The sequence below is a fragment of the Kutzneria sp. 744 genome (genome assembly GCF_000568255.1).
Classification (GTDB): domain Bacteria; phylum Actinomycetota; class Actinomycetes; order Mycobacteriales; family Pseudonocardiaceae; genus Kutzneria.
Genome location: NZ_KK037166.1, coordinates 11,013,761 through 11,033,828, shown reverse-complemented (window position 1 = coordinate 11,033,828; position 20,068 = coordinate 11,013,761). Strand labels below are relative to the sequence as shown.

22 protein-coding genes and 3 pseudogenes are annotated in these 20,068 nt (G+C 70.7%); 10 read left to right on the top strand and 15 right to left on the bottom strand.

What is annotated here, in order from left to right:
- Window positions 1-25: 25 nt before the first annotated feature.
- Window positions 26-616 (top strand): TetR/AcrR family transcriptional regulator, encoded by a 591-nt coding sequence (locus KUTG_RS49960; protein ID WP_043733588.1) that lies wholly within the window; start codon window positions 26-28, stop codon window positions 614-616.
- Here the strand turns inward: KUTG_RS49960 and KUTG_RS49955 are convergent.
- A complete protein-coding gene (locus KUTG_RS49955; RefSeq protein WP_232241367.1) occupies window positions 613-1,149 on the bottom strand; it encodes an AraC family transcriptional regulator in 537 nt (178 codons plus the stop codon). The two genes, KUTG_RS49960 and KUTG_RS49955, sit on opposite strands and share 4 nt — an antisense overlap.
- A 277-nt stretch (window positions 1,150-1,426) precedes the next feature.
- Window positions 1,427-1,663 (bottom strand): annotated as a pseudogene (locus KUTG_RS66880) (DUF6597 domain-containing transcriptional factor); the annotation flags it as partial.
- On the opposite strand from KUTG_RS66880, the gene KUTG_RS49950 reads away from it, so the two are divergent.
- Entirely contained in the window at window positions 1,662-2,231 is a 570-nt protein-coding gene (locus KUTG_RS49950; RefSeq protein WP_084580787.1) for a TIGR03086 family metal-binding protein, read from the top strand. The pseudogene KUTG_RS66880 and the gene KUTG_RS49950 overlap by 2 nt on opposite strands.
- On the opposite strand, the gene KUTG_RS49945 is transcribed toward KUTG_RS49950, so the two are convergent.
- The gene (locus KUTG_RS49945) at window positions 2,224-2,778 is read right to left on the bottom strand and encodes a TetR family transcriptional regulator (RefSeq protein WP_043727027.1); all 555 of its coding nucleotides are present in this window, start codon (window positions 2,776-2,778) and stop codon (window positions 2,224-2,226) included. The genes KUTG_RS49950 and KUTG_RS49945 overlap by 8 nt on opposite strands.
- A gap of 80 nt (window positions 2,779-2,858) precedes the next feature.
- On the opposite strand from KUTG_RS49945, the gene KUTG_RS49940 reads away from it, so the two are divergent.
- From KUTG_RS49940 to KUTG_RS55045, 3 genes are all read left to right on the top strand, one after another.
- On the top strand, window positions 2,859-3,767 hold the full coding sequence (locus tag KUTG_RS49940; protein ID WP_084580785.1) for an alpha/beta hydrolase: 909 nt from the start codon (window positions 2,859-2,861) through the stop codon (window positions 3,765-3,767).
- A gap of 81 nt (window positions 3,768-3,848) precedes the next feature.
- Complete coding sequence (locus KUTG_RS49935; protein ID WP_043727025.1) at window positions 3,849-4,844, top strand: lysylphosphatidylglycerol synthase transmembrane domain-containing protein; 996 nt, start codon at window positions 3,849-3,851, stop codon at window positions 4,842-4,844.
- A gap of 60 nt (window positions 4,845-4,904) precedes the next feature.
- Complete coding sequence (locus KUTG_RS55045; protein ID WP_157495369.1) at window positions 4,905-6,395, top strand: tachylectin-related carbohydrate-binding protein; 1,491 nt, start codon at window positions 4,905-4,907, stop codon at window positions 6,393-6,395.
- Between the two features lie 36 nt (window positions 6,396-6,431).
- Here KUTG_RS55045 and KUTG_RS49925 read toward each other — a convergent pair whose 3' ends face one another.
- A complete protein-coding gene (locus tag KUTG_RS49925) occupies window positions 6,432-7,346 on the bottom strand; it encodes an enoyl-CoA hydratase-related protein (protein WP_232241366.1) in 915 nt (304 codons plus the stop codon).
- A 314-nt stretch (window positions 7,347-7,660) separates the two neighbouring features.
- Here KUTG_RS49925 and KUTG_RS55040 point away from each other — a divergent pair, with 314 nt between their 5' ends.
- On the top strand, window positions 7,661-8,443 hold the full coding sequence (locus KUTG_RS55040) for an alpha/beta fold hydrolase (protein ID WP_198047642.1): 783 nt from the start codon (window positions 7,661-7,663) through the stop codon (window positions 8,441-8,443).
- Here KUTG_RS55040 and KUTG_RS49915 read toward each other — a convergent pair.
- Complete coding sequence (locus KUTG_RS49915) at window positions 8,434-9,444, bottom strand: cation diffusion facilitator family transporter (protein WP_198047641.1); 1,011 nt, start codon at window positions 9,442-9,444, stop codon at window positions 8,434-8,436. The genes KUTG_RS55040 and KUTG_RS49915 overlap by 10 nt on opposite strands.
- Window positions 9,445-9,481: 37 nt before the next feature.
- Between KUTG_RS49915 and KUTG_RS49910 the strand changes: the two genes are divergently transcribed.
- A complete protein-coding gene (locus KUTG_RS49910) occupies window positions 9,482-9,841 on the top strand; it encodes an ArsR/SmtB family transcription factor (protein WP_043727023.1) in 360 nt (119 codons plus the stop codon).
- On the opposite strand, the gene KUTG_RS49905 is transcribed toward KUTG_RS49910, so the two are convergent.
- A complete protein-coding gene (locus KUTG_RS49905; RefSeq protein ID WP_043727020.1) occupies window positions 9,838-11,742 on the bottom strand; it encodes a potassium transporter Kup in 1,905 nt (634 codons plus the stop codon). The two genes, KUTG_RS49910 and KUTG_RS49905, sit on opposite strands and share 4 nt — an antisense overlap.
- Before the next feature lie 252 nt (window positions 11,743-11,994).
- On the opposite strand from KUTG_RS49905, the gene KUTG_RS49900 reads away from it, so the two are divergent.
- Window positions 11,995-12,588, top strand: coding sequence for a class I SAM-dependent methyltransferase (locus KUTG_RS49900; protein WP_043727019.1), 594 nt, complete (start codon window positions 11,995-11,997; stop codon window positions 12,586-12,588).
- Here KUTG_RS49900 and KUTG_RS49895 read toward each other — a convergent pair.
- Entirely contained in the window at window positions 12,578-13,630 is a 1,053-nt protein-coding gene (locus tag KUTG_RS49895; protein WP_043727017.1) for an alcohol dehydrogenase catalytic domain-containing protein, read from the bottom strand. The two genes, KUTG_RS49900 and KUTG_RS49895, sit on opposite strands and share 11 nt — an antisense overlap.
- A gap of 102 nt (window positions 13,631-13,732) precedes the next feature.
- Here KUTG_RS49895 and KUTG_RS49890 point away from each other — a divergent pair, with 102 nt between their 5' ends.
- Window positions 13,733-14,503 carry a helix-turn-helix transcriptional regulator gene (locus KUTG_RS49890; protein ID WP_043727015.1) on the top strand — a complete coding sequence of 257 codons (771 nt, stop codon included), beginning with the start codon at window positions 13,733-13,735 and terminating at the stop codon, window positions 14,501-14,503.
- Window positions 14,504-14,531: 28 nt separating this feature from the next.
- On the opposite strand, the gene KUTG_RS64925 is transcribed toward KUTG_RS49890, so the two are convergent.
- The 7 genes and pseudogenes from KUTG_RS64925 to KUTG_RS49870 form a co-directional block, all read right to left on the bottom strand.
- The gene (locus KUTG_RS64925) at window positions 14,532-14,882 is read right to left on the bottom strand and encodes a hypothetical protein (RefSeq protein ID WP_043727012.1); all 351 of its coding nucleotides are present in this window, start codon (window positions 14,880-14,882) and stop codon (window positions 14,532-14,534) included.
- 274 nt (window positions 14,883-15,156) lie between these two features.
- Window positions 15,157-15,471, bottom strand: a pseudogene (locus KUTG_RS64920) (TIM-barrel domain-containing protein); the annotation flags it as partial.
- A 19-nt stretch (window positions 15,472-15,490) separates the two neighbouring features.
- Entirely contained in the window at window positions 15,491-15,940 is a 450-nt protein-coding gene (locus KUTG_RS64915; RefSeq protein ID WP_052396391.1) for a LacI family DNA-binding transcriptional regulator, read from the bottom strand.
- A complete protein-coding gene (locus KUTG_RS64910; RefSeq protein WP_052396390.1) occupies window positions 15,906-16,286 on the bottom strand; it encodes a type 1 periplasmic-binding domain-containing protein in 381 nt (126 codons plus the stop codon). Before KUTG_RS64910 ends, KUTG_RS64915 begins: the two co-directional genes overlap by 35 nt.
- Window positions 16,287-16,413: 127 nt before the next feature.
- Window positions 16,414-17,115, bottom strand: a pseudogene (locus KUTG_RS57645) (LacI family DNA-binding transcriptional regulator); the annotation flags it as partial.
- A 10-nt stretch (window positions 17,116-17,125) separates the two neighbouring features.
- Window positions 17,126-17,881, bottom strand: a complete 756-nt coding sequence (locus KUTG_RS49875; protein WP_043727011.1) for an alpha/beta fold hydrolase — start codon at window positions 17,879-17,881, stop codon at window positions 17,126-17,128.
- 70 nt (window positions 17,882-17,951) lie between these two features.
- Window positions 17,952-18,716: an SDR family oxidoreductase gene (locus KUTG_RS49870; protein ID WP_043727010.1), complete on the bottom strand. Its 765-nt coding sequence runs from the start codon at window positions 18,714-18,716 to the stop codon at window positions 17,952-17,954.
- 101 nt (window positions 18,717-18,817) lie between these two features.
- Here KUTG_RS49870 and KUTG_RS49865 point away from each other — a divergent pair, with 101 nt between their 5' ends.
- Complete coding sequence (locus KUTG_RS49865) at window positions 18,818-19,663, top strand: helix-turn-helix transcriptional regulator (RefSeq protein ID WP_043727009.1); 846 nt, start codon at window positions 18,818-18,820, stop codon at window positions 19,661-19,663.
- Here KUTG_RS49865 and KUTG_RS62720 read toward each other — a convergent pair.
- The coding region (locus tag KUTG_RS62720; protein ID WP_198047640.1) for an endonuclease/exonuclease/phosphatase family protein at window positions 19,653-20,068 on the bottom strand (416 nt) is incomplete at its 5' end. The two genes, KUTG_RS49865 and KUTG_RS62720, sit on opposite strands and share 11 nt — an antisense overlap.

Below are 20,068 nucleotides of genomic sequence, written 5' to 3'. Positions count from 1 at the left end.
GTCACACCCATCGGAAGGAGTGACCGTGCCGCGTCCGAGCGTCGAGGCCGAGCGCAGGGCGCAGATCCTGGACGCCACCTGCGAGGTCATCGCCGAGTCCGGCATACAGGAGCTGCGGCTGACCGACGTGGCGACGCGAGCGGGCGTCAGTTCCGGCACGATCCACTACTACTTCGACAGCAAGCAGGCCCTGCTGCACGCCGCCTTCGAGCACAACTACCGGCACTCGCTGGAGCGCCGGGCGGCCGTGCTGGCCGCCGGCGGCGATCCGCTGGAGCTGCTGACCCGGCTCGTCGAGTCGTACGCGCCGCTGGACGCGGAGAGCGTCTCGGCGTGGCGGGTGTGGGCCGAGCTGTGGGTGCACGGGCTGCGCGAGCCGGAGTTGCAGGAACTCAACGAGAACATCTACGGCGACTGGCGGCGCACCGTGGTCGGCCTGCTGCGCGACGCCCAGGACCAGAGGCTGATCGGCGACGGGGATCCCGTGCTGATGGCCAACACCGTGGTCGGGATGATCGACGGGCTGGCCATCCAGGTGCTGCTCGGGTCGCACAACATGACCGTGGACCGCATGCGCGCCACCTGCCAGGCCTACCTGAGCGGGCTGGCGGTCTAGTACCGCTGCGCGTAGTGCGTCGGGGACTCCCCGAACATCTTGGTGAAGTCCCGGACGAAGTGGGCCTGGTCGGCGTAGCCGAGCTCGGCCGCCAGCCCGGCCCAGTCGATCGTCGCGCCCTTGGCCAGCCGCTCGGTCACCTCGTGCAGGCGGTAGCGCCGGATCACCCACTTCGGGTTGATGCCCACGTAGTCGGCGAACAGCCGCTGCAACTGCCGGACGGGCCGGCCGAGCTCGTCGACGCGGGTGATCTCCGGCTTGGCGGCGATCGTGGCGACGAGGTCCGCCGCCTCTTCCGCCCGCGGATCGGGCTCCGGCCGGCGCCGGCGCAGCATCGCCTCGACGGCCTCGACCGTCGGCTCGGTGGGAATGTCGTCGAAGATCTCCGCCGCCGGCAGCTGGCGGTCGGTGATCGTGGCGACCGGCCGTCCCAGGAACGGGCGGAAGCCGCCGGGCCGGAAGGCCACGCCGACAACGGTGCGATCTCCCTCCAGCACACGGATTCCGTGCTTGCTGCCGACCCCGGTGACCACCGCAGTGCCGTCGTCGGCGACGGTCAGGTGACGCGGGGAGGAGAGGATTGTTGGTGGGTGCCTCGACGGCCTCGACCGTCGGCTCGGTGGGAATGTCGTCGAAGATCTCCGCCGCCGGCAGCTGGCGGTCGGTGATCGTGGCGACCGGCCGTCCCAGGAACGGGCGGAAGCCGCCGGGCCGGAAGGCCACGCCGACAACGGTGCGATCTCCCTCCAGCACACGGATTCCGTGCTTGCTGCCGACCCCGGTGACCACCGCAGTGCCGTCGTCGGCGACGGTCAGGTTGACGCGGGGATAGGGCACGATCTTCTGGCGGTACGGCTGCGCGTACGACCAGCTGACGAGCCAGTAGTGGTCGACGAAGGCGGCCAGATCGGGCGACGGCTGCGGGAAGTCGTGCCGCTGGAACCGGCGCCACGCGCCGCCCAGCTCCCGTTCGTCCCTCACCGACCCGATTCTAGTGTCGCGTTTGTTCAATACAGGGCCGCCGGTTTTGGCTTGACTGCCGTCCATGCTGATCGAACGGGCCGCCGCGCCACTGCTCGCCCTCATCCCCGCGCTGGAGCCACACCTGGACGCCCAGACGCCCTGCACCGAATACACCGTCCGCGGGCTGATCAATCACCTGTTGTTCTGGGCGCCGTCGCTCGCCGGCGGCGCGACCAAGGAGGCCATCGCGCCGCCGGCCGCGTCGGAGGCGGACCTCGACCTCACCGGCGGCGACTGCCTGGCCAGCCTGACGGCTGCGGTCACCGCGGTGGTGAAGGCCTGGAGCGACCCGGCGGCCTGGCAGGGTGTGACGCACATGGGCAGTCCGATGGAGCTGCCGGCGGAGCTGGTGGGCTCCATGATCGCCGGCGAGTTCGTGGTGCATGGCTGGGACCTCGCCCGGGCCGCCGGCCGGGATCTGGACGTGGACCCGGACATCGAGGCGGAGGTGGAGTCCGGGCTGGCCCAGAACGCCGAGCTGGGCCGGCAGATGGGGATTTTCGGGCCGGAGGTCGCGGTGCCGGACAACGCCCCGGCGATGCACCGGATCCTCGGCCTGACCGGCCGCGATCCACAGTGGACGGTCAGCTGACGAAGGCCCGCACCGCCGCGAAGCCCTCGCGCATCGCCTCGGCCAGCGGCACCGGCCGGTCGGCCTCGATCCACCGGTGGAAGGCCATCCGGCCGGTCGCGATGGCCACCTCGGCCACCAGGGAGGCCTCGGCGACGCCTCGTTCCCGTAGCGCCGAGGCCAGGGCCGCGGTCCAGGCGGCGAACTTGGCCAGCTCCCGTTCCCGCAGCTCGGCGTTCTGCTCGATGATCCGCTCGCGGCGGAGCAGCCGGTCCCGGCGGGCGTGGGCCGACTCCGACAGCGCCGCGAAGCCCACCAGCACGGCCTCCATGGGCGAGGCCTCCGGCGGCGCGGCGCGGACCCCGTCGGCGATGGTCTCGGCCAGCCGGGTCTCGTCGCCGAACAGGACCTCCTTCTTGTCGGCGAAGTGCCGGAAGAAGGTCCGCTCGGTGAGCCCGGCGCGCGCGGCCACCTCGGCCGCCGTCACCTCGGCGAAGCCCCGCTCGCCGTAGAGCTCCAGCGCCGCGTCCTGAAGCCGGCGGCGTCCGTCCGGCTGCCAACGAGCCATGGATCACACCCTACCTGTGATGACAGCGCCTGACATCACGACCTACTCTGATGACAGTCGCTGACATCAGGGAGGTAGCCATGATCAGGCCCGACGTGCAGGCGTTGCTGGAGCAGATCCCGCCGGAGAGCGGCACGCCGACGGCGGAGGCCGTCCGCGAGTCCATGCGCATGCTGGCCACGGTGGTCGACCTGCCGGAGCCGCCGCTGGCCACGGCCCGCATGCTGGAGACGGCCCCGCTGCCGACGCTGTTGCTGGACCGCCGCGAGCACCGCGGCGCCGGCCCGGTGCTGCTGTGGTTCCACGGCGGGGGCTTCGTCTTCGGCGGCATCGACACGCACCGGTCGCTCGCGGCGGACATGGCCCAGCGCCTGGACCTGCCGGTGCTGCTCGTCGACTACCGCCTCGCGCCGGAGGCGCCGTACCCGGCGGCCGTCGACGACGCTGAGGACGTCGCCCGCTGGCTGGCCACCAGCCCGTCCGAGCTGGACCGCGAGGTCACCGGCCTGGTCCTCGGCGGCGACAGCGCCGGCGGCACCCTGACCATCGTCACGGCGATGGCGCTGCGGGACCGGCCGGCGGAGGTGCCGGTGGTGGCGCAGATGCTGATGTGGCCGGCCACGGATCTGGTGGGCAAGTACCCGTCGCAGCGGGAGTTCGCCAACGGCTACCTGCTCACCGACGAGAGCCGGGCCTTCTACCAGGACGCCTACCGGCCGGTGATCACCGACGTCCGGGCGTCGCCGATGCAGGGCGTCTTCACCGACCTGCCGCCTGCCGTGGTGCTGACCGCCGGCCTCGACCCGCTGCGTGACGAGGGCCGCGCCTACGCCGCCGCGTTGATCACCGCCGGCGTGCCGACCTCGTACTTCGAGGCGGTCGGCAACATCCACGCGCTCGGCCTGCTGCGCAAGGCGATCCCCTCTTCGGTGACCGACATCGCCCAGGCCCTGAACGCACTGAAAGCCCAGATCGGCGGCCTGGCCTGAGAGATGCCGACCACATCGCCGCCGTGTCGGAAATTCGTTCCCAGACGAGGCGGTTGACCTTGATGGATGAGGGAGGCGGCGATGGCGGCTATCGGGTGGGCCGAGGAACACAAGCCGTTCCCATGGCGCACGATCCTGCACTGGGCGGTCGTGGGAGCCGCCCTCGGCTGGGTCGTGTGGCGCATCCCGGACATGGTTTCCCAGTTCACGGCCACGGGTGTGCACCTGGACACCGTGCACTGGGGTTGGCTGCTGGTGGCGGTGCTGAGCGGCGCGGGCGCGCTCGCGGTGTACGGCGAACTGCACCGGCAGCTGTTGGTCGTGGGCGGTGCCGAGCTGCCGGCCGGCACCGTCCAGGGCATCAACTTCGCGCAGAACGCCGTCTCGACGACCGTGCCGGTGGTCGGCGGGGCCGGGTCGTTGGGCTACGGCATCACGCAGCTGCGCAAGCGGGGCGTGGCCGGGCCCGTGGCCGCCTGGTCGGTACTGATGGCCGGCTTGATCGCCACCGTGACGCTGATCGTCATCGGGGCCCTGGCGCTGGCCGTCACGGGTCAACTGCCGGCGCTCGTGGCCGTGCCCATCGCTTTGGCCATCGGCTTCGGCACCTTCGGCGCGTGGCAGCTGCTCTCCCACCCCGCACTGCTGCGACGCCTCGTTCCTGGCCGTTGGGCCGCCAAGGCCGACGCCTTGTCGGACAACGTGGCGTCGCTGCGCCCCAGCGGCCGCCGCTGGTTGGCGCTGGTCGGCGTGGCCATGCTGAGCTGGGTCCTCGACTTCGTGACGCTGGTGGCCAGCGTGCTCAGCGTCGACGTCGAGGTGCCGTGGGCCGCGCTGGTCGTCGGCTTCCTCGTCGTGCAGGGCAGCATCGCGTTGCAGATCCTCCCCGGCGGCGCCGGTCTAGCCGAGACCGGCCTGCTGGGCGTGCTGCTCGGCGCCGGCATCGCCGCCGCCCCGGCCGGCGTGATCGTCCTGTTCTACCGGGCCATCACGTGGCTGGGTTTGGCCGTGGCGGGTTGGGTCGTCTATGCGGTCATGCCGCGGCTGCGCACTGCCCGCCTTGAGCCCGCCTTCTAGGTGAGCCAGGTCACACTCATATCCGGGACATATGGTGTGATACCGACAGATACTTCGCCCGTGCCGAGAAGATTATCCGTCGTCGCCGCGGTCGCCGCGGCCATGGTGACCGTGACCATCGCGCCCGCGCTCGCCGTCTCCGGCGGCACCGGCAGCTATGGCTTCGCAGCCAAGCTCACCGCCGACGGCCGTGCGTGCAGCGGCGCGCTCGTCGCCCCGGCCTGGGTGATCACCGCGGCCAGCTGCTTCCCCGAGAACGCCGACGGCGGTTCGCCGGCCAAGGACACCACTGTCGTGGTCGGGCGGTCGGATCTGTCCACAACGAACGGTGTCGTCGCCCACGTGTCGACGCTGGTGCCCGACGCCGGCCACACCGTGATGCTGGCCAAGCTGGACAAGGCCGCCACCGACATCGCCCCGGTGACGCTGACCAGCGCCGCGCCCGTCGCCGGCACCACGGTTCGGCTCGCCGGCTTCGGCCGCACCGCCACCGAGTGGCTGCCAAACCTGTTGCACACCAACACGTTCACCGTCGGCACGGTCGACGCCGCGCAGTTGGTGTTGCAGAGCCCCGACTCCGACGCGTGCAAGGGCGACGCCGGCGCGCCGGCCTTCCAGGAGGTCGACGGCAAGTCCGTGCTCGTCGGCGTGACGACTTCCTCGTTGCAGCACGGATGCGTGGGCGTCGAGCAGCCGCAGCAGGGCACCACCGAGGTTCGCGCCGACACGCTCGCGGCGTGGATCGGGCAGCAGACCGCGCCGCAGCAGATCTCGTGCACGCCGGCCACGGTGTGGTCGCAGCGCGATGACGGACTGCTGTGGAAGTACGTGCACAACGGCCCCGGCGACGGCTCGATCAGCTGGGTCACGCCGACCGCCTCCGTCGGCAGCGGCTGGCTCGGGCACCTGCTCGCCGGCCCCGACGGCGTGGTGTACGACATCCACAAGAACACCGGCACCGCCGACCCCAACCCGGACGGCACCCTCAAGCGCTGGGTGTGGACCGGCACCAAGTGGACCGGCGGCGGCAAGGTCGGCAGCAGCTGGCAGCGCTACTTCACGCCCGAGTACGTCAACCGCATCACCGTCGACTCGCAGGGCCGGATCTTCGCCATCGACACCACCGGCGCGCTGCGCATGTACGCCTGGAACAACACCACCGGCACCTTCGACAACCCCGGCGGCGAGGTGCTCGGCACCGGCTGGGCCCAGTACAACTCGATCACCGCCGCCGGCGACGGCGTGCTGTACGCCCGCAACCCCGCCGGCAACCTCTACCGGTACCAGTACTCGGTCGCCACCAGGACCTGGCTCCAGCGGGCCGAGCTGGTCGGCAGCGGCTGGCAGAAGTTCAGCGAGATCTTCTCGCCGGGCGGGGACGTGCTGTACGGCCGGTTCTTCCCGACCACGTCCAACGCCAAGCTGCTGTGGTTCCGGCGTGACGACCGGACCGACACGTGGATCGAGGCCACCGGCAAGGTCGTCGGCTCCGGCTGGAACACGCAGCTGCACGTGGCCGCCGATCCTTCGGCCTGCGCTCCGTCGAACTGATGTTTCGCTGACCGGCGGCCCTCTTCGTGCCGTCGGTCAGCGGCGCATCGCCTGGATCCGGGCCTTGGTGTCCGGGTCGTCGAGCAGCTCGCCGAACACCTGCGACTCCCGCACCATCTGGTCGTGCGCGTGGATCGTGTCGTGCACCAGCTTGCGGGTCTGTTCCAGCGACCTCTCCGGCTTGGCCAGCAGCGCCGCCACCCGGTCCTTGAGCCGGGCTTCGAGGGCTTCGGCGTCGTCGAGGACTTCGTTCACCAGCCCCAGTTCTTGCGCCTTCCTGGCCGGCACACGGTCGCCGAACAGCAGCAGTTCGGCGGCCCGGTGGCGGCCGATGCGCTGCGTCAGCAGGAGGCTGCTGCCGAACTCCGGCACCAGGCCGATGTTGACGAAGGGGAACTGGAGGTAGCTGCGCTCCGTCGCGTAGACGAGGTCGCAGTGCAGCAGGACCGTCGCCCCGATGCCGACCGCCGGGCCGTCGACCGCCGCGACCAGGACCGCCTTCGTGTCCAGGACCGCCTCCTGGAACTCCCGCACGGCGTCGTTCGCCTTGAAGTCGTCGAGGAAATCGCCCAGGTCGTTGCCCGCGCTGAACGCGCCGCCCGCGCCGGCGAGCACCACCACCCTGGCCTCTTCGGCCTGCCGCAGCACCGTCCCCAGCTCGCGGTACATCGCCGTGGTCAGCGCGTTGCGCTTGGCCGGACGGTTGATCGCGACCGTCAGCGTCTGCCCGTCCACCGCCGTGGTGATCTCGTCCATGGCCAGCACGGTACCATTTTGAAACCTAGCCGGCCGCCATCTGGACAGCTGCGCATTGCCGTCGTCGACATGCCCGTCGGCGCGCATGTAGTGCCGGGCGTCGCCTGCCACTTCCCCGGCCAGCGCCCGCAACAGCCAGTCCGCCGCGAAGCCGATCGCCTCCGCCGCCTCGCGGGTGGTTCTCGTTCTCGCCACACCTTCGAAGCCGGCCCGGCCACGTCTCCCGCTCCCACACCGAGACGGACCGCCGCTCCGAGCGTCAGCAGCTCATCTCCGAGGCCACCTCGACATCCCCCAGATCGTTGCCACATCAGACCTTCTGCGCTCCCCACCTGGCGTTGACGGATGTCTGTGCCGTCGCGGCCTTGCCACCCGAACCCGTGGCCCCGCCAGCCGCACCTCGCATGCCGGAAAATCCCGCCCCTTGCCTCAAGACCTGCTCAAGCCCCGGAACCCCACCGCGCCCACTCCCGTTCCACAACCACGGACATCACAGCCAGGGGGCCGGCATGCACGGAGAGCGACTCAACAACGGACTGACGGCGATTGCCGTGGGGGACGGGGCGGCACTGGTCACGCTGCCCGGGCTGGGCAACGGGGCGGATCTGGCGGTGAAGGTGCCGAGGATGGTGGCGCTGTCGGCGAAGACGCTGGCGAGAGGGTTTCGCAGGCGGGTGCATCACATCCAGAGGCCGACGGAGATGCCCCGAGGGACGACGATCGAGGAGCTGGCGGGGTGGCACGCGGAGGCGCTGAGGGAGAGGTTTGACGGCCCCGTCGACGTGATGGGGACGTCGGCGGGAGGGATCACGGCGCTGCAACTGGCGATGGATCACCCGGACGTGGTGCGAAGGCTGGTTCTGTGCACAGCGGCGAGTAGGCCGAGTGAAGAAGGCAAAAGGGCGCTGCTGAGGCTGATGAGGGAGGAGCGGCGAGGGAAGCACGACCCCTGGGCGGCGAGTGGGCTGATCACCCGGGGACCCCTACGACTCCTGACCACAGTGGTGTACACGGTGGCATCGCTGACGAACAACAAGAGGGCGCCGGGCGAAGCGGAAATGGTGGAAGCGGCGCAGGGATGGGACGTCACGGAGAGGCTGGGCGAAGTCCAGGCGCCGACGCTGGTGATCGCGGGAACACGGGATGCGCTGGTGCCGGTCGAGTATGCCCGGGCGACGGCGGAACGGATCCCGAACGCGAGGCTGCTGCTGATCGAAGGCGGGGATCACCTGACGACGATGTTCAACGGGCGGGTGTCGCCGACGATTCGAGGGTTCCTGGACTACCGGTGATGGGCCAAAGCCTGGTGGGCATCGGCGGCGCTGCTGGCGGGCTCGGTGTGCACGGTGGCGGCGGCGAGCCGGGGCACGGCATGCACCAAGCGGTGCTCGACGTCATGGGCGATGCGGTGAGCCTGCTCGACGGTGAGCGCGGCGTCGACGGTGACGGCGAGCTCGGCGCGGAGGGTGTGGCCGATCCAACGCATGCGAACCTGGCCGACGAGCTGGACATCGGGGACGGCGGAGGCGGTGCGTTCCACCAGGTCGACCACAACGGGGTCGACGGCGTCCATGAGGCGGCGGAACACCTCGCGGGCGGCGTCACGGAGCACGAACAAGATCGCGACGGTGATGCCGAGGCCGATAACCGGGTCGGCCAAAGGAAAACCGAGGGCCACGCCGCCGGCGCCGAGCACGACGGCCAGTGAGGTGAAGCCGTCGGTACGGGCATGCAGGCCATCGGCGACCAGAGCCGCGGAGCCGATGCGACGGCCGACGACGATGCGGTAGCGGGCAACGATCTCGTTGCCCAGGAAGCCAATCACGCCCGCGGCCGCGACAACCCACAGGTGACTCACGGGCTGCGGATGGAGAAGGCGGTCGACGGCCTCCCAACCGGCGATCACGGCGGAACCGGCGATGATCAGCACCACGGCCACACCGGCCAAGTCCTCGGCGCGGCCGAGACCATAGGTGTAGCGGCGGGTGGCCGCGCGGCGCCCCAACAGGAAAGCGACCCCGAGCGGCGCCGCGGTCAACGCGTCGGCGAAGTTGTGGACGGTGTCGCCGAGCAGCGCGACGGAACCGCTGACCAACACCACCGCCAACTGCGCGACCGCCGTCACGAACAGAACGGCGAACGACCAGCCCAAGGTCCGCATCCCCTGCCGGCTGGTCTCCAGCGCCGTGTCCACCCGGTCGGCGCTGTCATGGCTGTGCGGCTTGAGCACGTGCCGAAGCCGGCCCCAGCGAGAGTGCCGGTGGCCGTGCCCATGTCCGTGGTGAGGCGTCACGTTGCCAGAATGACCTGCTCAAGCGCATTATGCAACCATGTGCGCGCACAAGAACATGGCAATTGCCAGTGGTTCGCACCAGCAGGTGGACGGCGAACGGCTCGCCATCGCCGCCGATGTGCTGCGCCACCTCGCCGATCCCACCCGCCTGCACCTGCTGCACCTGATCCGCGACGACGAGCAGGACGTGTCCACCCTCACGACCCAGGTCGCGGCCTCCAGGTCATCGGTCTCCCAACACCTGGGCCGGCTCCGCCTGGCCGGCCTCGTCCAAGCACGCCGCGACGGCCGCCGGATGCTCTACCGCATCACCAGCGACCACCTGGCGGCCCTGGTCGACGAAGCCTTGGGCTTCGCCGACCACTCGGTGCGGGGCATCCCCCACCATCACGGCTAGAGATCGACGCGGGTGCCCATGATGACGGTGCGCTCGACCGGCAACCGGAAATACACCGCCGGGCTGGCGGCATTGTGCGCGAGACCGACAAAAAGCAGCTTCTGCCAGCGAGGCAGGCCCTTTTCCTTCTCGTGGCCGACCTCGATGCTCACGCGGGACAGGTAGTAGAAGGCGGCATCGGGATCGATCTCCAGCTCCGAGGTGAGCATGAAGGCGTCGCGAAGGGCCGAAGGAATGTCCTGGTCGTCCTGGAAGCCGAAGCGAACGGTCAGATGGACGATGCCGTCATCGGTGCGGTGCAGGGAATCGACGTTCAGGCGCTCGTTCCGCGGCACGTGAGGGACGTTTTCCGGGATCACCGTGACGATGACGACGTGCTCGTGGACGACGCCGTTGAACTCGAAGTTGGCCCGCAGCGCCAGCGGCACGGTCTCCTTGGACGGATGCGGGAATACGGCGATGCCGGGAACACGGACGCCCTCGCCGGCGCGGATCTCGTCGACGAATTCGGCCATCGAGCCCTCGATCTCGGCCCGCCGGGCGGTGACGACACGGCGACCACGCTGCCAGGTCAGCATCACGGCGACGACCAGGGCGCCGAGCAGCAGCGGGAGCCAACCGCCGTGCACGATCTTGGTCAGGTTGCCGGCGAGGAACACCAACTCCAGGCCGCCGAAGACGACGCCGACGAGCGTGAGCTGCCACCACTTCCAGTGCCAGGCGGCGCCGGCCAGCACGAGGAACAGGGAGGTCGTTAGCAGCAGCGTGCCGGTGACGGCAAGGCCGTAGGCCGTGGCTAGCGACTGGGAGGAACCGAAGGTCACGGTCAGGATGATGACGCCGGCCAACAGGATCCAGTTGATGCCGGGCACGTAGATCTGGCCGCTTTCCTCCTTCGACGTGTGCCGCACGGTCAGAATCGGCAGCAACCCGAGCTGAACGGCCTGCCGGGCCATGGAGAAGGCCCCGGAGATCACCGACTGCGAAGCGATGACCGTGGCCACGGTGGCCAGCACCACCAACGGGATCTGCGCCCACCCCGGCGCGAGGATGAAGAACGGGTTCGACACGGCCTCGGGCCGGCTGAGAATCAACGCGCCCTGGCCGAGGTAATTCAGCGTGAGAGCGGGAAACACCACGAAGAACCAGGCCCGGCTGATCGCCGGACGGCCGAAATGGCCCATGTCGGCGTAGAGCGCCTCGGCGCCGGTGATGGCCAGCACGACCGCGCCCATCGCGACGAAGGCCAACACCGGGCGGTCGAGGAAAAAGGCGATGGCCGACGTCGGCGAGAGGGCCAGCAGAATACCGGGCTTGGCCACCACCCACGGCAGCCCGAGCAGGCCGATCACCACGAACCACAGCAGCATGATCGGCCCGAAGAACCGCCCCACCCGGTGCGTGCCCAGGCGCTGCGCCAGGAACAGCAGCACCAGGATGGTCACGCCGACCGGCAGGATGATCTCCTTGATCTCCGGCGACACGACCTCGATGCCCTCGATCGCCGACAGCACGGAGATGGCCGGCGTGATCACGCTGTCGCCGAAGAACAACGCCGCGCCGATCACGCCGAACAGCACCGCCGTCGACACCATCTTGGTCCGGCCGGGCACGCTGCGGCGGATCAGTGCGGCCAGCGCCATGATGCCGCCCTCGCCGTCGTTGCCGGCGCGCATCACGAACACGACGTACTTGATCGACACGATCAGCAGCACGGCCCAGAAGACCAGGGAGATGACGCCGTACACGTCCAGCGCCACCGGGCGGATCGCGCCGCCGTCGATGGCGAACACGGTCTGGAGTGAATAGAGCGGGCTGGTGCCGATGTCGCCGAACACGACGCCGAGTGCGCCGACCGCGAGCGCCGCCATACCGGCGCGCTGGTGTCCTTCGTTGCTCACGGGCCCAGTCTGCCCGGCCCAAGTGGATCACGCCCCCAACGACACACGTCCGGGCAGCAACCAGCGGATTTACGGGCGTCGCTCGGGTTCGGGGCCCCTACCGCTGGTGCCGGACGGTCGACGGCGTGGCGATGTCGCTGGTGCAGATCGTGCGCTTACGTGACGGGAAGATCGCCCGCCTGCGCGACTATTTCGCGGCCGACACGCTGGCCTAGAGGTGCGCCGAGGCGGCGTCCGTGGTGCCCTTGAGGCATGACGTTGCTCATGCGTGCCCTGGACGCCGCGTTCGGTCACCCGCGCGGCGTCGCCGGCCGGCTGGGTGGCTCGATCATGGCCCTGGGCAACCGCGAGCAGGAACGCGCGGCCATCGCCGACGCGGAGCTGAGCTCCGGCGAGATTGCCCTGGTCGTCGGCCACGGGCCGGGGGTGGGTGTGGCGTTGGCGGTGACGGCGGTGTCGCCCGGCGGCCACGTGATCGGGGTGGATCCGTCCGCGGTCATGCGGACGATGGCCGCCGAGCGCTGCGCCGGCGCGATCCAGACCGGGGATGTCGAGCTGCGGGCCGGTTCCGCGGAGAACACCGGCTGCGCCGACGGGTCCGTGGACGCGGCGATCTCCGTCAACAACGTGATGCTGTGGAACCGATGCGCCGGGTTCGCCGAGCTGCACCGGGTGTTGCAGCCCGGCGGGCGGCTGGTCGTCACCGTTCACCGGCACGTGCTGGGCGTCGAGCCGGCGACGCTGCGGGACGAGGCCGAGGCGGCCGGGTTCGTGGACGTCCAGCTGACGCTGAGGGAGCGGCGCGGCAACAGCCCGGCGGTGGAGCTGATCGCCTTCAGGGCGTGATCACGGTCGCCGTGAACCGGCCGCTGGTGGCGGCGTGCTTCACAGCGTCGGCGATGTCGTCGAGCGCGAACTCCGTGACGTCGAACTGATTGAGGTCGAACAGACCGGACCTGACCAGCTCGACGAAGCGCCGGTTGGCCCAGCGCGGGAACATCCACTGCCCGCGCACGGTGATCCCGTTGCGCATCAGCCATCGGTACGGCAGCGACAGGTCGTCCTGCACGCCACCCATCAGCACCACGCGGCCGTACTCCCGCACGGTCATCGCCGCCGCTCGCACGGGCTCGTTTCCGGCCGTCGGCGGCAGCAGATCGAGCACGACGTCGATCGGCCCCGGGGCGGCGGCAAGCATCTCCTCCGTGCTGCCGTGGCGGATCGTCCTCACGCGGTTACCGAAGCGATTCTCCAGCTCTGCCAACATCTTCTCGTCACGGCCGGGCGCCACCACGCAGCCCGCGCCCATGGCCAGCGCCACGGCGACGGCGGCGCTGCCGAAGTTGCCGGTGGCGCCGCTGATCAGCACCGTCTCCCCCGCCGCCAACTCCGCCGCCAGCAGTCCCCCGTAGGGCACCAGGCCAACGGTCGTGGCCGCGACCCACCGGCCCGCGTCGGCCGGGTCGATCGGGCCCAGTGGGGTCGCATTCTCGGTGGGGACAAGGAGTTGCTCCGCAAAGGACCCGTTGCCGCAGTGGTCCTGAAGGCGCAGGCCGCCGTCGCCACGGGCGCTCCAACCCTGCAGCATGATGTCCGGCGTCAAAGCGTCGTCGCGGGAGCGGAGCGTCGGGTCGCACAGGACCCAGTCCCCCGGCTTGAGCCGCGTGGCGTCGGGGCCGACGGCCCGAACCTGGCCGACCGCGCCGATGCCGAGCGTGATCGGCAGCGTGAGCAGCTGCCCGCGGTCGCCGGCGATCACCTCGTCGGTGTACGGCAGCACCGGCGCGGCTTTGACGTCCACCAGCACTTCCCCTTCGCCGGGCATGGGATCGGGCACGGTTCGCACGGTGAGCGGGGCGCCGAACTGGGTGAGCACTGCGGCCTTCATCGGTGATGTCCTCCGGGTAGTTCGTCCTGGCACGACCCATCGTGCGACGATCCGGTCGGCGCATCCAGACCTGGTATTATCCTAGGATTGAGGAGGTCCCCCATGTCGACCGGACTCGGCGAGTTCCTGCGCTCCCGCCGCGAACGCCTGACGCCCGAGGCCGTCGGCCTGCCTCTGGGCCGCCGCCGACGCACGCCCGGGCTGCGTCGGGAGGAGATCGCCGAGCTCGCCGGCATCGGGGTGGACTGGTACATCCGCCTGGAGCAGGGCCGGGCCGTCCGCCCCTCCGTCGCCACGATCGACGCCCTGGCCGCCGCGCTGCGCCTGGACGACGCCGAGCGGACGCACCTCGCCGTGCTGGCCCACCAGACCGCGCGGCCGCCGTTCGTCCGCGAAACCGTGCCGCCGGCGGTGAAACGGCTCATCGAAGGCCTCGACCGGCCCGCATATGCCACGGGCCGCCGCTGGGACGTCCTGGCCTGGAACGACGCCGCGTGCGAGCTGTTCACCGACTTCGGCGCGTGCGCCGCCGAGGACCGCAACATCCTCGTCTACCTGCTGCTCGATCCGGCCACGCGCCGCCTGTTCGGCCGGGGCTGGGCGGTCATGGCCCGCCGCACCGTCGCCCAGTTCCGTGCCGCCCACGACGTCTTCGCCGGCGATCCCGCCTTCACCGGCCTGGCCGCCCGCCTCGCCGCCCACTCCCCCGAGTTCACCGCCTGGTGGGAGGACCACGACATCTCCGTCGGCCGCGGCTCCGGCCAGAAGACGCTGCACCACCCGTCCCGCGGCGTCGTGACCTACGACTTCGCCAACTTTCAGACCAATGACGACGATGCCGTCCGCCTCACCCTCTTCGCGCCGACGGGGTGAGGCGGCAAGGGCCACCCCGCGCGGATGCTCAGCTGATGTCGGCCCGGTCGATGGCGATGTTCCGGCCGGTGCTGGCCGGGCTCTGGCCGCTGCCAACGGTGATCGTCAGGGTGTGGGGGCCGTCGACGATCTGGGTGACCGGGCCGTCGGCCGGCGAGAGGGTGACGAAGTAGGCGTCGGCGCCGGAAGTCCAGGAGATCGGCACGCCGGCATTGCCCGTGATGGCGGTGGTGCCGACGGTGACTGGCTGGGCCAGTGGATTCTGGTCGGGTATGCGCTGCGCCGCCACCTGGTCGACGAACGTCGTCCAATTGGCACCGTCGCCGTTGGTGCAGGGGTAGACCGTCGAGGACGGCTGCGTGGTGTCGGCCCCGAACAAGTCGCTGACCAGCAGGTCGTAGCTCGCCCCATAGGCGCCGAGCCGGCGGGCCTGGTCGAGGGGCGGAGTTGATGCGGACGCGGTAGCCGGCGCCGGCGGTCATGCCGTCGCCGATCCAGCCGTGGCCGTCGATCCGGGCCCCGCCGCCGCGCCCGGACTTGACGCTGAGCGGCCGCAGGAGGTTGTCGGCCGGTGCGCTGCCGTCCTGGCTCAGGCCGTAGAGGAAGCCCGAGCCGACGCCGGTCGGGACGCCCAGCGCGGCGCCGAGCTCGGTGACCGGCGCGACAAGGAGATCGGGGCCGAACAGGAAGTGTTCTTCGACCGTCCACACGGGAGCGTCATCGGGGAAGTCCACGAACAGGGGGCGTTGCAAAGGACTTCCGGCCCGAAGGTGCTGGTGGATGTAGTCGCGCAGGGTTTCCCGGAGACGCAGCTGGTCGGCGATGATCTCGTACGCCTCCTCGCCGTACGACCAGACCTCGTTGGGGCCGCCGGAATGTCCCGCACCGAAGCCGATCCGCGGCTCGCGGTGGCCGTGCAGGCGGAACAGCGGGCAGAAAACCCCGTACTGGAACCAGCGCACCGTCAACCGGTCCGAATGTTTGGGGTCAGCCGCCGAAAGGGGCGGTGCTGTGGCGGATCACCAGCGAGGTGGCGAGGTCGACCCGGGTGGTGTCGGGGCGCTCGCCTCGGCCCAGCGAGAGGGCGAGGCGGGCGGCGGTCTCGGCCATGGCGACCAGGGGCTGGCGAATGGTGGTCAGCGGCGGGCCGACCCAGCGGGCCATCGGGAGGTCGTCGAAGCCGACGACGCTGAGGTCGTCGGGGATGCGCAGACCGAGCTCCCGGGCGGCCTCGTAGAGCCCGAGGGCTTGGAGGTCGTTGCCGGCGAAGACGGCAGAAGGCGGCTGCGTCAGGGAAAGCAGGTCGCGGCCGGCGGAATAGCCGGCTTCGAAGTGGAAGTCGCCCCTCGCGCACGAGTCGGGGGTCGTAAGGGAGGCCGGGCGGTTTCGAGGGGCGGCGCGATTAGCCCGTCGAGACGAGCGGCGGCTGCACAGCATGCGGGACGGGCCGCCGATCAGGCCGATGCGGGCGGTGCCCCAGGTCGATGAGGTGGCGGGTGGCGGCGACGCCGCCGCGCCAGTTGTTGGTGCCGACGGCGGGCACGCCTTCGGCCGGGTCGCCAGCGGGATCGAGGACCACGAAAGGGATGTCGCGGCTGGCCAGCTGGGCCCGTTGCGCCGCGTCGAGGTCGCTGAGCACGAGCACCACACCGCATGGCCGCCGCGCGAGCACACCGTCCACCCAGGACTGACCGGGCGAGAGCCGGCCGGCCGACTCGGACAGCACGACGTTCAGCTTCTCCTGGCGCGCAACGCGTAGCGCTCGGTGATAGAACCGGGCCATCGGGAGGTCGTCGAAGCCGACGCCGCTGAGGTCGTCGGGGATGCGCAGACCGAGCTCCCGGGCGGCCTCGTAGAGCCCCGAGGGCTTGGAGGTCGTTGCCGGCGAAGACGGCAGAAGGCGGCTGCGTCAGGGAAAGCAGGTCGCGGCCGGCGGAATAGCCGGCTTCGAAGTGGAAGTCGCCCTCGCGCACGAGTCGGGGGTCGTAAGGGAGGCCGGCGGTTTCGAGGGCGGCGCGATAGCCGTCGAGACGAGCGCGGCTGCACAGCATGCGGGACGGGCCGCCGATCAGGCCGATGCGGCGGTGCCCCAGGTCGATGAGGTGGCGGGTGGCGGCGACGCCGCCGCGCCAGTTGTTGGTGCCGACGGCGGGCACGCCTTCGGCCGGGTCGCCAGCGGGATCGAGGACCACGAAAGGGATGTCGCGGCTGGCCAGCTGGGCCCGTTGCGCCGCGTCGAGGTCGCTGAGCACGAGCACCACACCGCATGGCCGCCGCGCGAGCACACCGTCCACCCAGGACTGACCGGGCGAGAGCCGGCCGGCCGACTCGGACAGCACGACGTTCAGCTTCTCCTGGCGCGCAACGTTCTCCACGCCACGGATGACCTCCATGGCCCAGGCGCTCTCCAGCTCGTGGAAGACGAGGTCGAACAGCCGCGCGGGCGGGCCGCCGGCCCGGCGGCGGTAGCCGTGCCGCTGGAGCAGCTCCTCGACCCGGGCCCGCGTGCCGGGCGCGACGTCGGAACGCCCGTTGAGCACCTTGGACACGGTCGGCGTCGACACGCCCGCCTCCCGAGCGATCTCCGCCAGCGTCGGCGTGTCACCACGCATGGCGAGGATGCTACCGGGCGTCGAAAGGTTTCGAGAGCCACTCCAGGACCACAGCGCCGAAGTCGGGGCCGGTGAACGTCGTCCAATGATCGCCGGGCACGCGCACATAGTGGGAGGACGGCAGGGCGGCGGCGAGGTCGACGGCCGAGGAGTGGCTATCGTCGCCGTCTCCGACAACAACCATTGTCGGCACGTCGATCTGGCCCACGGCCGAGCGCGGCGTCGCGACGTGCGTGTCCAGGACGTGCAACAACGCGTACGGATCGGCGTCGAGCTGGGTGAGCCACGAGGCCAGTTGCTGGGCACCGGGATCCAGCTCCTCCAGCTGGACGATGGCGGTCAGATTCCGGCGCAGGGAGCCGGTGCGAGAAGTGGTGCCGTCGAGGGCATCCAGGCCCTGACCGGCGATGACGGCCCGGCGAGGCCGGGCGCCGCGAACGAGCATCCGCAGGGTCACCCGGCCGCCGAGGGAGTACCCGCCGAGGTCGTAGTCGTCGAGCCCGAGCTCGGCGACGAGGGCCAGGATGTCGTCGGCCAGGGCGTCCGGCGGGTAGAGGTCCGGGTGGTGCGGACGATCGCTGGCGCCGTGTCCACGAAGGTCCGGGAGGATCACGCGAAAGCCGTGCGAGGCCAGCAAGTCGGCGTGGCCCGAGGTGATCCACTGGGAGCCGAGGCCCATGAAGCCGTGCAGCAGCACGACGGGACGGCCCTCCCCCAGCTCCTGGTAGGCGATCCGGGTGCGGTCGAAGCTGGCTATGGTGGGCACTCGGCGGATTCTGGCACGGCGGTTACCGGCGACGCGACGGAAATCCCGGCGTCGCCGGTGGACGCCGGGCCTACTTGCCGTGCGGGTCGGTCCCGTTGACGGCGGCGACGACCTGGTCGTAGTCGCCGCGGGCCTCGCCGTAGCGGAGGAACTTCACCCGCTCGACCTGGATCTCCCGGGCGTCGGGCTGGGTCTCCACCAACGTCATGACCTCGGCGATGAACTCGTCGAGCGGCATGGCGTGCTCGTTGTCCTCCTGGCCGGGCATCAAAGCAGTCCGCACCGACGGCGGCTCCAGCTCCAGCACCTTGACGGTGGTGTCGGACAGCTGCATGCGCAGCGACTCGCTGAGCATGTGGATGGCGGCCTTGGAGGCGTTGTAGCTGGGCGTGACCTTGAGCGGAGTGAAGGCCAGGCCTGAGGAGACGGTGACGATGGTGGCGTCGGGGCGGGTCTGGAGGTGCTCGACGAACGCGGCGACCAGGCGGATCGGACCGAGCACGTTGGTGGTGACGACCCGTTCGGCCGAGGCCAGGAAGCCCTCCGGCTTGTGCCAGTCCTCGACCTGCATGATGCCGGCCATCGCGATCAGCACGTTGAGCGACGGGTGCGCGGCCAGCACCTCCTTGGCCGCGGCCTCGATGCTGGCGGCGTCGGCGGTGTCGATCTGCACGGTGGAGATCTCCGGGTGCTCGACGGCCAGCTGTTCCAGCAGCGCGACCCGCCGGCCGCCGATGATGACCTTGTTGCCCCGCTCGTTGAGCGCCAGCGCCAGGGCGAGGCCGATGCCGCTGGTGGCGCCGGGGATGAAGACGGTGTTTCCGGTGATGTCCATGGCACTGAGCCTGGCCGGATCCGCGAACCGTGTGCAGAGAGCGCATATCGGGGGATCGGCGATCCCTGGCTGGGAATCCGGCGGCGGCCGATACTGGGGGCATGGATCGAGCTGCACTGGCCGCATTCCTGCGCACCCGGCGGGAGGCGCTGCAACCGGAGGACATCGGGCTGCCCACGGGTGCCCGCCGGCGCACCCGGGGACTGCGCCGCGAGGAGGTGGCGTCGCTGGCGGCGATGTCCACCGACTACTACACGCGGCTGGAGCAGGAGCGGGGCCCGCAGCCGAGCGAGCAGATGCTGGCCGCGATGGCCCGGGCGCTGCGCCTGTCCACGCAGGAACGGGACTACCTGTTCCAGGTCGCGGGCCGCAACGCGCCGTCGCCGACCACCACCGCCGCCCACGTCGCGCCGGCGTTGATGCGGGTGCTGGACCGCCTCGACGACACGCCCGCGATGATCCTGTCCAACCTGGGCGAGGTGCTGGTGCAGAACCGCATGTCCCGGGCGTTGATGGGCGAGCTGACCGTCTACACCGGACACGCCCGCAGCGAGATCTACCGCTGGTTCACCGATCCCGCGCAGCGCCGGTCCTATCCCGAGCACGACCACGAGCGGCAGAGCCGGGCCATGGTGGCCAACCTGCGCGCCGCCTACGGGCAGATGGGCCCGAAGTCCCGGGCCGGCGAGCTGGCCACCGTGCTGTGCGAGGAAAGCGCCGAGTTCGCCGAGCTGTGGGAACGGCAGGAGGTGGCCAAGCGGTTCGCCGACCACAAGGTGCTGATCCACCCCGAGCTCGGCCCGATCGAGGTCGACTGCCAGGTCCTGTTCACGGAGGACCAGTCGCAGGCGCTGCTCGTCCTGACCGCCGCACCCCGCACCGAGGCCTTCGAGAAACTCCAGCTGCTCGGCGTGCTCGGCAACGAACGTTTCCCGGTCAGTAGCTGATCGAGGCCCGCACCGGGCTGTGGTCCGACAGGCCGTCGGCGACGAGCACCTCGGCGTCCGATGCGGTGGCGCCGCGCACGATGACGTGGTCGATGACCTGCTGGCCGCGGGTCTTCACGCCGGCCGGCAGCTCGGCCGCCCGAAAGCTTTCGCCCAGGGTGGCGAGCACGGTCGGGGCGTCGGCGTTGAAGTCGCCGAGCAGGACGGCCGGCGCGGGCGCCAGCGCAGCCACCCTCTGAAGCTGGCCAGCCCGCTTGTTTCCCCAGCTCACGTGCGTGGCGACGACGGTGAGGCCCTGCACGTCGACGGCCAGCGCGCCCTTGCCGCCGTCGTCGGGGAACGCCTCGGCCCCGAGTTCGCGGCTGGGCCCGTTGACCAGGATGACCAGGTACTCGGTGTTGTCGG